The organism is Lysinibacillus sp. NPDC056232 (genome assembly GCF_042267565.1).
Taxonomy (GTDB): domain Bacteria; phylum Bacillota; class Bacilli; order Bacillales_A; family Planococcaceae; genus Lysinibacillus.
On sequence record NZ_JBHJTF010000032.1, the window covers coordinates 42,288 to 56,678 of the forward strand.

A 14,391-nucleotide genomic window follows, 5' to 3' on the forward strand; every position below is an offset into this window, starting at 1 on the left:
TTCAACTTAAACCTTGAAGTGGCGTTTTGAGTACTCTTCTTTAATTTACCATATCTTCTCCACCCATTCAGGATGGTCTATAAATGGATTTCGATTGCCTTGGATTTCGTAAATTTTTTCATTTCTTTGTTTTTCATATTCATCTACAGGATCTTGCTTGTGCCATTGTAAAAGAACAGACAGTTTGCCGTGATAAGGAGCTGTTCCATTATTAACTTTGTCATTTAATTCAAGATCCACCTTATCTCCAGCCTCATAACGAGTGGCCATATATAATAATATACGTGCTACATCACCTTTTACGCGATTAGGGGGTTCGAATGAATCTGAATCTTTTAAGCAGCCATTACAGCCAGCCACTGGACTGCCACCATTGTCAAAGTCTAAATTTCCTCTTGAACTATTAACTTGTACATCGGTTGGGCGTAAGTGATGGATATCTGTTCCTGGTCCTTTGCTTGTCCCAAAGTTACCATGTGATTTTGCCCAAGTATGCTCTCGGTTCCAGTTTCCTACATTGCCACCATTGTTTGTTTTTGGACTAGATTTCCCAGAGTAAAATAAAATGACATTACTCGGATTACTAGGATCTTCATCCGTATACTTTAATGCATTCCAAACATCATCATAAGAAAGTACCTTTTGTTCAGAAATGATATCATGTAGAGCCTTTTTTAGTGCTTGGCCTTCCTTGTTGTAGGCACCTGCATAATAATCATTAGCAATGACTGTCACGCTGAAACTTGTAGTGACACTTTTCTTTCCATCAGATGCTGTAACGCCAACAATATGACTACCCTCATCTAAATTGAGTGTTAATAACTTTCCATTTATAGTGCCTTTTGTGGCAGTAAATGAAAGTTCATCACCATCAGGATCGGAAAAATGATCGGTTAAATCAATTTTAATTTCCTCTCCAATAGCTACAGTTTTGTTGGTAATAGGTTCTTTAATGATTGGTTGCTTGTTTTCAGCAGGCAAAGAAGGATTCACAATGGGTTTCCCCTTCGAATTTGTAAATTTAATTTGCTCAGGAGCTGCACCCTTTTTATAGATGATCGATTGTAAATCTAAATTTTCAGCGCCTCTTATTTCACTGACTTTTGCACCTTCAATTGTGAGTGTTTTCACGCTAGTGCCTTTAAGGTCAATAATCATCCCTGCTTTCGCTGGGCTAAGAATAACATCTGTCGTCTTAAAGCCTTCTCCATGTAGCTCCACATAGGCACCTTTAAGGAAAACACCTTTTGGAATAACAGATTGAGCATCTAAATGAAGTGCTATACTAGGTTTATTGATTGTTAATTTGTTCTTTTTGAAGTTCTTATAGTCATATACTATTTCTGGTTTAATCGGTTCAACATTTGAATCTTTATTAACATCAATTTGGACCATTACTGGATCATGGTCACTTGCACGACCAGCCATGTCCGTAAAATCTGCATTAATATGAAGAATATCGACATCTGTTTTTTCTGCCAGATTGTTTGACACTAAAATATGGTCTAATACTTGTGAGTTCCCCTGAAATACATATGTGTAACGATCAGAAGCATCTACTTTATTAATCATATTCGTCATCAATTGACCTTCATGGATTTTAAGCGCATCCGCAAATTGATAATCATTAAAATCACCTAAAGAAACTATGTTTGCATCTGGATTTTTTGATTTAATGTCCCCAACAAAATTATAAATAATGTTGGCGATTTTTTTACGTTGCACTTCACTGCCATACTGTGGAGGCTGAATCGCTCCAAATAAAGGCGTATCTCCTGATTTAGAATTCCAATGATTTGCGATCACAATTACATCTTCACCTTGGAATTCAAATTGTGCAGCTAAAGGTTTGCGACTACTATTAAATGCTTCATTTGCTGGATCAATACGCCCAGGGTTCAATGTTAATTTCCCATCTTGATAACCAACAGCTGTTGTAGCATCCCCTGCCGGAATACCTTCCTTTAACTTCACTCGCTCTGGGTTATAAAGGAAGCCAACTCGAATATTCGCATCTGGTGCTCCACCGTCTTGATTGTTCATTGGATCGATATTAACATACTGATACTCGACACCACCTACACCTTTAATAGCGTCAATTAATCTTTTATAACTTTGATCCGCTTTTGAATCTCCTGCAGATGGCCCGTTATTATCCTGCACCTCTGTTACGCCAACAATATCAGGGCTACCCATATCAATACCGATTGCTCTTGCTAGTTTTCTCGCTTTATCATCAGTAGTAGAAGTTTTGTTATTAGAGAAGTTCTCCAAATTATACGAGGCAATTGTTAACTGATCTTCTGCCTTTACTATTTTCGTTGTCTCAGGTGATGTATCTCCTTTTTCATAAGCGGCCTTCATCTCATCTAAAGAAGCATAGATTTTAAAGTTTTGATAGGAATAGCCCACGATTCCCGTAATTGGCCCTTTAAATTTATCACCTGTAGCCACTTCAAAATCACGAGCAGCTCCATTCGGTTCTAGTCGGAATTGAATTCTGTTTGGATTTGCATCTTCTTTCTCATACAATACGCCACCATGAATTGTATTCGTTTGTTCATCCTCAAGTACCGTTACTAAATCTCCATGCTCCTGTGGTGCTACTGCCTTCACGTTGCCAACTTCTACTCTCATGCCTTCGAGACTTTCCCAAAAATCAATAGCGTCGATGGTTGGATTAAAAATTTCAAGCTGATCACTGTCGATTTTACTAAAAGACATTTTTAACTTATCGATGCCAATTGCTTTTGGTAAGGCAACACTACTTTTAATGACTTCTACTTTTCCGTCTTGATCGTCACGCACATTAATTTGTGTAGTTTTTAAATCTGTTTGCTGCCTATCATCATAGCCATCGTAAGCATATTCGCTTACTTTACCTTTAACAGATACTAAATCTCCTACCTTTATTGGCCATGGTTTCTTTCCACTGTAGAGAAAAATTCCTTCAGACGTATTCGGGTCATTATCAGCCAATTCATCCGGTGTTTGAATCGTATAATACCAATTATTATTTAACGTAAATGAATACGTTACGATTCCTTCAATCCCTTCAACTGTTTTACCATCAAATGTTGAAGCATGCCCCGCGCCTTGAATATCATGAATTTGTAATTTATCTGCAATGCTATAATCAAATGTAGTTATATCGCTAAATGTGCCATCTTTAGCTTTAACTATTGTCTTTAAAGTAGTATTTTTGCTAATCTCAATTGGTGCCTCATATTTAAGACTTTTATCAGTTGGTTCCGTACCATCTACTGTGTAATAAATTTCTGCATCTGCTGTCGATGTTGTTAAAGTCACTGTTGTTTTTCCAACAAACGTCCCACTCCCAGGAGATGCGTTAGCAGGCTTTAGTGCTGTACTATCCACTACGATATCTGCTTCTGATCGAGGAATCAACTGATAGTCTTTATCGAACTGTTGAACAATACCAGTGATAGATTCATAGTTTGTACCGACAGTTAAGCCAAGCGAATTTGTTTCATCCCTTACGAGGAAATTCGTTCCGTCACTTGCAGTAAAGTTTGCCCATCCAGCCCCTTGTTGAACATCTGTAAGCGTAACGTTTTTCACTGTTACGAGCTGTGATTCGCTATCTTCATTTACTTGAGCACCTGTTACTACCTTTGGGGAAGGTACACCGGCATTTTCAACTTTTTCTACGATTGTAGCACCATCTAATTGTAGTAACCCACGATAGTCAACTAACTTACCTTTTAAAGTAACTTCATCCCCGATAGACATAGCTAAACTAGTAGGTCTTACAGCAATTCCACCTGTCTCATCTTGAACAGAGAACGTATTTTTCAAGCCTGCTGCAACCCTACCTTTGATCGTTACCGTTTCACCCACATCTTTATTCCGAGCATCTCCAATTGAGAGAATTGCCGGTGCTTCGGGGTCAACAGGTTCACCTGAATTCGTATCCATTACGTGTTGGCCTAAATTGGAGAAATCATCTACCGGAAATGAATTCCATTCCGATGCTGAATTAAAAGGATCATTAATAGTTGTATCACCCGTTAAGACTGAACTCTTTCTTACTAAAGTTACATCTTTAGCAAAATCTGCTGAAGAACCAACTTGTCCAATGGAATCAACTATTTCACCAGATTTCCTTAATACAATTGGATCATTTCCATTGAAATTAATAACAGTTGAATTTTCTAGATTTCCTTTTGCTTTAATGGTAGGCGCTGCATCTTTATGATATACAACATAAGTAGCTCCGCTTTCTAGAATACCTGTCAGACTCACTTTATTCTTCGCGGTAGCTTCTCCGTTCGTATGAAGCTCTAAAGTATAATTACTTAAATCAACCGCGGCGCCTGTACCATTATATATTTCAATTGCTTTATTGAAGGAAGTTCCTTCAATATACTCTGAAATGATTAAATCCTTTGCCAGTGTTTCAGCCTTTACAGTGATGGGTGCTACTGGTGCGGCAATACTTGCGATTAGAGTTGTTGCTAAAAAGGCATTCATCGGCTTCTTCCAATTCTTCTTTGACATCAAGTCAATTCTCCTTTCAATTTTAAGAATGTTCGTTTTTTTGAAAAAGATACTTTCGGTTTGGTCCTATACCGCACAGACGACAAATATCGCGTACGACATGTCGTAAATGGTCGAACTATTCAAAACATATTTCCCCATTCATATATATGTAAACATATTATTATTAATTCACTATTTTTATAGTATGTATATTATGTAAATGAATTGTAATAATAGAAAAACACATCTGCTATAGGGATTTTAACAATTTATAACATAATTTTAACATATAAACAAAATTTACACTTACCTAGTTTGCTTAATTATAAAAAACGGGCAAATTGATTTACGCCAAAAGAAAATAGTCTCTTAACCAGTTACTGGTCAAGAGACTATTTTCTATTTTACTACTACTTTTGTAGCAACACCATTTCGTGGAGGCTGATCTACTCCTTTGGATTAGTGTTATAGATGAGACCATGGAGTGAAACGACTCATGGGACGCCCCTAGTCAAGCGCACAGCTGGAACGGAAAGTAACCTCTCGTATTTGCTTGGAGCGTCAAAAACCATCTTATTTTCTACAAGCAAATGCTTATTTCAGCGGTTAATTTAAAGGTTATTAAATAAATTTTCTACTATGATATATTCATCATCTTTTAGTCTCGTAATTTCACATCTTTCAAGTGTTTCAAATTCTTTAAGTCTTTCTTCGATTGTCTTACTTGTACTATTTTTGAACAAATCTTCTCTGTCATAGTGTGGGAAAATAAGCTTGTCTGTTAATCCTAATGCTGAAAAATCCTTTGTATTTAGTGTATCCATTTGCGGTGTAAAAAAATGAACAACTTTAATGTTTGGACCAAGTAGAATAGCACCTGCACTGACGCCAACAATAACTACATTTTTTAAAACTAACTGTCGTAGGATACTATCTGCCCCACTCTGTTTAGTATGAAATAATAAATTAAACGGATTTCCACCGTTGATGTATATAACATCTTTATGTGTAAGATTTTCTAGATTATCAATCTCTAAATCAATGAAATCAATGTTTTGAAACCCCATTTCATTAAAGTCCTCTTTCGCTTTCTGTGCAAACCTATTATTCTCCTTTTGAGGGGATGCAGTCGTGATAATAGCAACATCTAGTTTGTCTGTAGCACCGTTGATGAGCTTTAAAAATTGCTCTTTAATAACATCGGTGTAAAAACCATTAGAGCTTAGTAACAATTTCAAGTTAATCATCCCCGTTCTATTTACTATTTTTCGCATTGGACATATCCTTATTTTAACAAAACATACAAGAAATCATGAATTTTCATAAAAAAAATAATCTTTGTTTGTCGTTAGACACTAATTCATTTTTTTAGACAAATAAAGGATAGATGAGTATATACTTTCATCCGCTCTTCTATTTGTTTCATTAGAGTGAAATACCAAAAGATTCATGCTAGGGGAAGTGGTTGATTGGAGTAGTGGCTGGGTAACTCCTTTGGGGATTAGAAACTCTAAAGCATACAGCATTTTGTGAGGAGCGTAGTACTGACCTGTTCTCCATTATATCGAGGATTTCCTTGTTTAAAATAATTATCAAACCTAGAACAGATATTTCTATAATGATAATAATTTTGTTTTAGCTTGTGTTTTTATACAGTGATGAGGAATTGTTGATTTTCACGGAGAGAGGCGACTCCTGCGGGATTAGCTTGCGCTGAAAGCCCCGCAGGAACGCAGTGACGAGGAGATTGAAGCCAAGCCCGCGGAAAGCGCCACCTCGAAGTGAAAATCAACCTTTGTTTATTGATACACTTTAATTAATTTTTTTATCGACGTGCTGAAGGGCAGATGAAAGTCTATTCATCTGCCCTCCTATTTATTTCTGTTTCTTCTTATAAATAATCGTAGCGATAACAAGTAAAAGTAAAATCACTTGCCCAATCATTGTTTCGACCGTTGGATAGAAACCAATGATGTTGACTACTGGCAAGCCATCTACAATCGTTGTTGAAACTGAATCCCTCAGCTGCAATGTATGCAGACTGACACCTATAATTTTAAATGCCAATACATAGATTAACACCGTTGCCACTGCGAAAAATTTATGAACTGGAATTTTTCCACTTGCATTAAATAATACAACTGCAAAAATAGCTAATATTAATAGTGCTACTACGATACCTAGCACAAATTGAGTTGTCTCCATTTTAGGTGCAATTCCTGCGTAGAAGACAAGTGTTTCTGCCCCTTCACGGAAAACGGATAAGAAGCTAATTGATGCCATCGCAAACACCGAGCCAGTTGAGATAGCATTGCCCATCTGTTTGGATATATAGCGATTCCAGCTTACTACACTCGATTTACTATGGAGCCAAATACCAACGCCAATCATCATGGCAGCAGCTAATAAACCAATATAACCTTCCATCAGCTCACGATTTGTATCAACTGTCGCAGATTGGAAAATTGTCGACATTAAAACAGCTGCTACCGCTGATAAAAAGATCCCTACAATTGCACCAACATAGATCCATTTGCGCATTGTTTTTTGTCCAGACTTCTCTAAGAACGATACTAATGCCATAATAATTAGCAGTGCCTCTAAGCCTTCTCGCAGTAAGATTAATGCTGCATCCCACAGCGTATAATCTGAGTCACCTTGAATCAGCTCAATTTCAGTGCGGAAATTATCCAGCTTACTTTTTATTGCTTTAACATCGACGTTAGACTTCAATAAGTCACTAACGAGAATCGGCATATCACTTTCAATTTTTGTATAAAGGCTGCCGTTACGTGTTGAAATATCTATTTCTACACTTGGCCATATTTTAATGAACTCTCGAATTTTATCAGAGGCAGCCTTGTAGTCACCTGCATCGATAAAATCATTCGCCTCATCAATATAAGCAATCAATGTTGCTAGAGAATACTCGCCATCTACAACTTTCGCCGTATCATTACCTGCTACAAAATCCTCAATTGTTTGTTTTAATTCTGCATATTGAGATTGCATTAAGGCTACATCTGGCTCTTCGGAAGCAATTGTGATCCGTATAAAGGCCATCTGTGTTTCAATTTGGCCGTACATCGCAATGCTTTGCTCACGTACAGGACGCTCAACTTTCTTCCATTTTGCATTAAAATCCTTATATGCAGCATCGATTGTAGTTAAATCACCACTTGCTAAGGCATCTTCAAATGCTTTCATGATAGGTTTAAATTTCGTACCAAATTCTGCTCGCTGCGCCGCTTCATCTACAGGATTTTCAAGCTTTTCTAATGCACGTAAAGCATTTGACAAGTCAGACAGTGCCTTTAAACGTTCATCCTTAGCTGTAGCTTCAACTGCTTGTGCAAGAATATTATCAACTTTTTCTTTTGCTTCCTTCTGATCAGATGTGACCGATGCCCAGTCTTTAGCAAATTGATCAAGAGCACGTTCTGCCTCAGCTTCCTTGTCCTGCTTCGTATTCATCAGCGCATCACTTATAGAAATGTAAAAGTGACTATATGATTGCGCTGCTTGCACGGGTAAAGCAAGTGCCACTAACAGGCAAAGTACTAAACTACAGCGCGTTAAAAAGTTCTTCACCTATATAACTCCCCTTTTGTACACCAGGGAAGCAAGCAAAGACTGCACTGCCTCGATGTGTAATATATTCATTCATTTTATCCATACGGCCTAAGCTATTTTGAACTGTTGTAAATTGGGCTGGATCCTTTTGATAAGAAATAAACAAGAGTCCCGCATCATGCGCACCTGTATTCGTCATAACGCCTGATGCATAAGAGTAAGAGCGACGTAAAATACGTGCACCAGATTTACGTGCCAAATGCACATGTGACGTATCTGGCATAATATACTCACCGTTGCTATCCTTCGCCTCTACATCGAAATCATCGAACTCTTTCTTTTTACCAAAAGGTGCACCACTATCGCGATAACGACCAAATGTTGCCTCTTGATCTTTCAGGGATGTGCGATCCCATGTTTCAAGATGCATTTGAACTTTACGTGCGACTAAATAAGAGCCGCCTTTTAGCCAACCTTTATCGACCCATACAACTTTATTTAAATCTTTGTTATCGGTAATCGATGGATTTCCAGTGCCATCCTTGAATGCAAATAGATTTCTCGGTGTTCCTCCACCAACTGGGAATGAGTTGAAGCCTGCCTGTGCCCATTTAATTTCTACCTGACCAGATGCTGCACGAACTAAATTGCGCACTGCGTGAAACGCCACCTGTGGGTCATCCGCACATGCCTGAATACAAAGATCTCCACCTGTAAGTTCTTTTTGTAGCTGATCTTTAGGGAAATGTGGTAAATCATTTAATTCTGCAGGCTTTAAATGTTGAATACCAAGCTTATCAAATAAAGATGGGCCAACACCTATTGTAATCGATAAATTTGAAGCGTCTAAACCATCTGCTTCGCCCGTATCTCCTGTAGGGACTCTAGTATTTGTTGTTAAATCTACCATTAATTCACCATTCATTAAACGTACAACAAGAGGTGTCCATTTTTTGAACAACTCTTGTAGGTCTTTCTTTGATGTAAATAAAACATCCAAAGAAGCAAAATAAATATTTGTCTGAACTGGTGTAATAATGCCAGGTTGATGTTTTCCATAGAAATCAATTTTATTACGTGCAGTCGTGCTATCTGCAACAGGCTCGAACACATCGTAGCCCATTACTTTCATAACGCCCCCTAAGCCAGAGGCACCGATAGCTATACCCGCTGCTCCGATACCTGTTAGCTTTAACATGTCACGTCTTGATATTTTTTTATTCATCCATTTTTCATCATTTGACGCTGTCATTTATTATCACTCCAAAAAATTACTCCAAAATAATACCCATTTGACTTAATGGTTCTCCAAGTTGATTAACTGCTGCTGAAAGTGCTTTTGTGTCTTCATCAGTTAATTTTTCGTAAGAAACATATCCGCCATCAGCAGTCGCATGTTTCGCTAATAAATCATCTACTGCTTTGAATTTTTCATCTAATGTTGCGACTAAGTCTTTGTCTTTCGCTTCTAATTTTGAACGAAGGATTTCAAAGATTTTTTCTGCACCTTCAATGTTTGCTTTAAAGTCATAAAGGTCTGTGTGAGAATAGATTTCTTCTTCACCAGTGATTTTAGATGTTGATACTTCATTTAATAAATCAACAGCACCTGTAATCATTAAATCAGGTGTTACTTCTACAGTTTGAACTAATGCATGTAATTCTTTTGCGTTTGCTAGTAATTGATCTGCAATTGCCTCGTAGCCTGCAGTTTTATTTTCTACCCAAAGCGCATGCTCCAGCTTATGATAGCCCGACCATTCTTCTTCGCCCTTGCCTTCTTCTTGGATATCAGCTAAACGACCGTCAATACGTGGATCCAGGTCACCAAAGCTCTCTGCGATTGGCTCCGAACGCTCGAAATACATCCGTGCCGGTGCATAGGCTGCTTTTGCTGCTTCAATTTCACCAGCCTTAAATACGTCCACAAATTTTTCCGTTTCCACTAAGAATTGATCCATTTGCTCTAATGCAAATGTTTGATAGGCTGCTAGTTCAGTAGATAAATCAACTTTTGTAGCTTTTTCTGCTTGCTCTGTTGCAGGCTTATCTTCTTTTTTAGCTTCATCTGTATTGCCACAGCCAGTCATAAGAATGCTCCCTGCAACTAATACAGATAATAATGATGTTTTTTTCATGCAAAGTACCTACTTCCGAAATAGTTTATATTGAGAATGATAATGATTATCAAATAGGATTGCAAGAAGTATTTTTATTTAAAGAAAAAAACGACATTTTACTAGTTGATCTAATTAGATAACTAGTAAAATGTCGTTCTTCCCACAATATAATTATTCTAAACTATGAAATTTTCGCTTGTTTTATATTTTCATATTTTCCATATAAGAAATAATAAAGGATAATTGACACTAAAATAACAAATACCATCGCGAAGAAAATGGCACTGTACCCCGATATCGGAACGAAGAATCCTAAGAAATAAGGACCAACCCCTAAACCTAAATCATATAAAATAAAATATGTCGATGTCGCAAGTCCTAAACGCTCATTTGGTGTAACTTTAATAGCTATTGCTTGCGCTACTGAATTGAAATTGCCATAACCAATCCCTATGCAAGCTGCGGCTAGTAAAAATGCAACACTACTTGTCGCCGAACTAAATGCATACATACCGATTGCAAAAATGACTAGACATGGATAGATAACAATGTTCGCGCCTCTAGTGTCTAGTAATTTCCCTGTAAAAGGACGTGTCGCTAAAATAACAATTGCATAAATGATAAAGAAATAACTTCCCGCTGATACCAAATCAAGCTCTTTCGCGTAAAACGTCATAAATGACATAACTCCGGAGTAGGCAAAGCCAATAACGAGCGCAACAAAAGCAATTGGCACAGCACGCATTTCGATAAAATTAGTGAGCTTAAAGCCTGTTTTCTCCACCATTTCTTTAGCCTTCTTCGGTGCATCTGGAACAGTTACGATAAAATACATTAAAAAGCAAACAACAGCTAATACAGAATCGACTGCAAAAATCATCCGAAAATCTTCAAACAGCTGTGTTAAAAGAATGCCAACAAACGGTCCAATAGCAGTGGCTAAAATAGCACTTAAGCTATAATAACCAATCCCTTCTCCTCGTCGATCAGGCGGCAAAATTTGTGCAATAATTGTTCCTGTCGCCGTACTAGCCATCCCAAGTGCAATCCCTTGTACTAAGCGATTGATCATTAGAAGCGGCAAATTCGTCGCAATAAAATAAGACATCGTTGATAGCATAAACAACAATAATCCACAAAATAATGTTTTTTTGCTACCCCAATCCCCTATGATACGCCCTGTCCCGAGACGACTAAATAAAGTACCAATAATAAAAATACTCGATACAAGCCCTGCCGTACTAGTTGAAGCCCCAAAATGCTCAACCGCATAGCCTGCGATGGTTACCATCAATAAAAAAAATATTAATGTAATAGTAAAATTAATAAGTGAGACGATTAAAAAGTCCTTCGTCCAAAGTTTATGTCTAGTTGCTTCCACTTTTTCTCTCTCCTACCTATTGATATTTGCACAAATGTTCGCTAAAACTTTTGTCGCAATTTCAATATCCTTCTCTGATACGCCTGCGAGTGCCTGTTCAAAAAATGGTTTTAATTGTGCCTTAATTTCCTGCACAACCTCTTCACCATTAGCCGTTAATTGTATAAGCTTTTCGCGCTTATCCCTACCCGCTACCGTTTCCACATAGCCAAGCTCCACAAGCTTTTGCACAAGCCTTGTCACACTCGGCTTTTCAATAAACATAAAATTCGCAATGTCAACAAATGTATGCGGCCCTTTATCCATCAATAACCGAAGGAGAGCCCATTGAGAACTATACAACTGATATTTCTCTAACTGCACATTTACTAGATTGATAAACGGTCTGTACATTAAGCGGTACTGATTAAAAAATTCTTGTTCAACTGTCAAAAATACCACTCCTCTTTAATTAGTTAGCCTAGCTAACTATATACCCTAAGTTTTTATTTGTCTAGTAGGCAATTAGCGAGAAGTTCGGCATTTTGAACGGGCTATTCGTCGAGCTGGTAGTTCTATCCGTCGCCTTGGGGTTTCTATCCGTCGTTATCTTGGTTACTTCCGTCGCTTCGAGACTTCTTTCCGTCGATAAGGCCTTGCTTTCCGTCGACGCTAATTTGATCCGTCACCTTGGGGTTTCTATCCGGCGTTACCTTGGTTCTTTCCGTCGTTTCGAGACTTCTTTCCGTCGATGGGGCTTTGCTTTCCGTCGCTGCTAATTCTATCCGTCGCCTTGGGGTTTCTATCCGTCGTTACCTTGCTTCCTTCCGTCGTTTCGAGACTTCTTTCCGTCGATGGGGCTTTGCTTTCCATCGCCACTAATTCTATCCGTCGCCTTGGGCTTTCTATCCGTCGTTACCTTGCTTCCTTCCGTCGATTCGAGACTTCTTTCCGTCGATGGGGCTTTGCTTTCCGTCGCTGCTAATTCTATCCGTCATCTTGGGCTTTCTATCCGTCGTTACCTTGCTTGCTTCCTTCCGTCGATTCGAGACTTCTTTCCTTCTACATCTTTTCTAGCAAAAATTCAGACCGCTTGAATTTTTGCAAGTTAATTAACAATTAAATACTTCCTATTACTTTTTGTTCCCACAGCTTTCAACGGTAACTTTTGTAGTAATTTATATGCAGTATTCGGCGAATCTATTGCAAAAAACTCACAAAAGCTTTTATTTGTTAACGTTTCGCCTACTAGCAATCGATAATCTTCAAGCGTCCTAAAAATTTCCTCTTGATCAACTGCTCCGCAGCGTTGACAATACCATTTTGGGTAACGATAGTTCATTGTCTGTCCATTTAAACAACTTTCGCATAGCACGCCTTTTACTAAATCCTGGACAGGCAATGCTATTTCTCTTTTGATTGGCCTATGCATGGACAATAATTTAGAAGAAAATTGAAAAAGCTTTTCCTCATCCACCACCGCCTCTTTATGCTGTCGAAGCCATTCTCGCACCTGATAACGTAAACCTGAAACATGGAAAATTGGTTGTCCCCTTAAACTCTTCGATAAAATAGCATTTTTCATTGCCAAAACGACAGCATATTGAACAGGAATCTCAAGTCTTGACTGTTGTAACATCCCCATCATCCACTCCATATGTCGCCTACTTTGATGAAGTGGATTCGTCATTCCTTCAACATCGCCTTCTGCTGTAGTTCTCGTAAATTGATAAAAAGATTCATCGAAATCTAGAAAGCCTGTTACATTTTTAATTTCAAGTATCAATATAAATTGAGGACATAGTAAAACGGTGTCTATTTGATGTGTAGTACCAAAGTGATTGAGTATTTGTAAATTATGAAGAAAATAATGCGGATGAGGTAAAATAATTTCAAGCCATTCGGCATCTACTCTTTGCTCCCCAGCAAAGCCTGCGTGTATACGCCTCAACCTCTCAAAATAATTCTGGTATTCAGTATGTGTGCTAGGTAATCTCCGTATCAAAGCTTCTAAAATTTTGTGCTGCTCTGATTCCTGACGGTCTAATAAAATCATTGTTTTTTTCACCTCCTATAACTATTTTATAAAAAAAGAACCCCCTTAAAAAGAGGTTCAAAAAAACTTGAAATACACATAGTACAAATTAAATCTTTCACCAACTTTTTTAGATAGAAAGAACGGAAAAATTCCTACGATTCAGCTCTTGCTAGTATTTTTTTGCTCGCTTTCCGTCGATGTCGGAGTTCTTTCCGTCGCTCGGAGACTTCTATCCGTCGATGCGGCCTCGCTTTCCATCGCAGCTAATTTTATCCGTCGCCTCGGGCTTTTTATCCGTCGATGTCGGATTTCTTTCCGTCGCTCTAAGACTTCTATCCGTCGGTGAGGCCTCGCTTTCCGTCGCAGCTAATTTTATCCGTCGCCTCGGGATTGCTTTCCGTCGGTGCCGGAGTTCTTTCCGTCGCTCTGAGACTTTCATCCGTCGAGGGGGCCTCGCTTTCCGTCGCCGCTAATTCTATCGGTCTCCCTGGGATTGCTTTCCGTCGGTGCCGGAGTTCTTTCCGTCGCTCTGAGACTTTCATCCGTCGAGGGGGCCTCGCTTTCCGTCGCCGCTAATTTTATCGGTCTCCCTGGGATTGTTTTCCGTCGATGCCGGAGTTCTTTCCGTCGCTCTGAGACTTTCATCCGTCGGTGAGGCCTCGCTTTCCGTCGCCTCGGGATTGCTTTCCGTCGATGCCGGATTTCTTTCCGTCGCTCTGAGACTTTCATCCGTCGAGGGGGCCTCGCTTTCCGTCGCCGCTAATTTTATCGGTCTCCCTGGGATTGTTTTCCGTCGA

At 38.6% G+C, this 14,391-nt stretch carries 11 protein-coding genes; all 11 read right to left on the reverse strand.

Annotation, left to right across the window (positions count from 1 at the left end):
• Positions 1 to 45: 45 nt before the first annotated feature.
• Positions 46 to 4,521 carry an endonuclease gene (locus tag ACFCYJ_RS20210; protein WP_376076268.1) on the reverse strand — a complete coding sequence of 1,492 codons (4,476 nt, stop codon included), beginning with the start codon at positions 4,519 to 4,521 and terminating at the stop codon, positions 46 to 48.
• 593 nt (positions 4,522 to 5,114) lie between these two features.
• Positions 5,115 to 5,777 carry a Type 1 glutamine amidotransferase-like domain-containing protein gene (locus ACFCYJ_RS20215; RefSeq protein ID WP_376076270.1) on the reverse strand — a complete coding sequence of 221 codons (663 nt, stop codon included), beginning with the start codon at positions 5,775 to 5,777 and terminating at the stop codon, positions 5,115 to 5,117.
• Between the two features lie 601 nt (positions 5,778 to 6,378).
• Positions 6,379 to 8,094 carry an FTR1 family iron permease gene (locus ACFCYJ_RS20220; RefSeq protein WP_376076272.1) on the reverse strand — a complete coding sequence of 572 codons (1,716 nt, stop codon included), beginning with the start codon at positions 8,092 to 8,094 and terminating at the stop codon, positions 6,379 to 6,381.
• Positions 8,069 to 9,328: an iron uptake transporter deferrochelatase/peroxidase subunit gene (efeB, locus tag ACFCYJ_RS20225; RefSeq protein WP_376076275.1), complete on the reverse strand. Its 1,260-nt coding sequence runs from the start codon at positions 9,326 to 9,328 to the stop codon at positions 8,069 to 8,071. The genes ACFCYJ_RS20220 and efeB overlap by 26 nt, the downstream gene beginning before the upstream one ends.
• A 19-nt stretch (positions 9,329 to 9,347) precedes the next feature.
• On the reverse strand, positions 9,348 to 10,214 hold the full coding sequence (gene efeO / locus ACFCYJ_RS20230; protein WP_376076277.1) for an iron uptake system protein EfeO: 867 nt from the start codon (positions 10,212 to 10,214) through the stop codon (positions 9,348 to 9,350).
• A 163-nt stretch (positions 10,215 to 10,377) separates the two neighbouring features.
• Entirely contained in the window at positions 10,378 to 11,577 is a 1,200-nt protein-coding gene (locus ACFCYJ_RS20235) for an MFS transporter (protein ID WP_376076279.1), read from the reverse strand.
• A gap of 12 nt (positions 11,578 to 11,589) precedes the next feature.
• Complete coding sequence (locus ACFCYJ_RS20240) at positions 11,590 to 12,009, reverse strand: MarR family winged helix-turn-helix transcriptional regulator (protein ID WP_376076282.1); 420 nt, start codon at positions 12,007 to 12,009, stop codon at positions 11,590 to 11,592.
• A 246-nt stretch (positions 12,010 to 12,255) separates the two neighbouring features.
• Positions 12,256 to 12,429: a hypothetical protein gene (locus tag ACFCYJ_RS20245; RefSeq protein ID WP_376076285.1), complete on the reverse strand. Its 174-nt coding sequence runs from the start codon at positions 12,427 to 12,429 to the stop codon at positions 12,256 to 12,258.
• A gap of 235 nt (positions 12,430 to 12,664) precedes the next feature.
• A complete protein-coding gene (locus ACFCYJ_RS20250; RefSeq protein WP_376076288.1) occupies positions 12,665 to 13,612 on the reverse strand; it encodes a nuclease-related domain-containing protein in 948 nt (315 codons plus the stop codon).
• Positions 13,613 to 13,823: 211 nt separating this feature from the next.
• On the reverse strand, positions 13,824 to 14,033 hold the full coding sequence (locus ACFCYJ_RS20255; RefSeq protein ID WP_376076291.1) for a hypothetical protein: 210 nt from the start codon (positions 14,031 to 14,033) through the stop codon (positions 13,824 to 13,826).
• A complete protein-coding gene (locus ACFCYJ_RS20260) occupies positions 14,030 to 14,323 on the reverse strand; it encodes a hypothetical protein (protein ID WP_376076293.1) in 294 nt (97 codons plus the stop codon). Before ACFCYJ_RS20260 ends, ACFCYJ_RS20255 begins: the two co-directional genes overlap by 4 nt.
• Between the last annotated feature and the right edge of the window lie 68 nt (positions 14,324 to 14,391).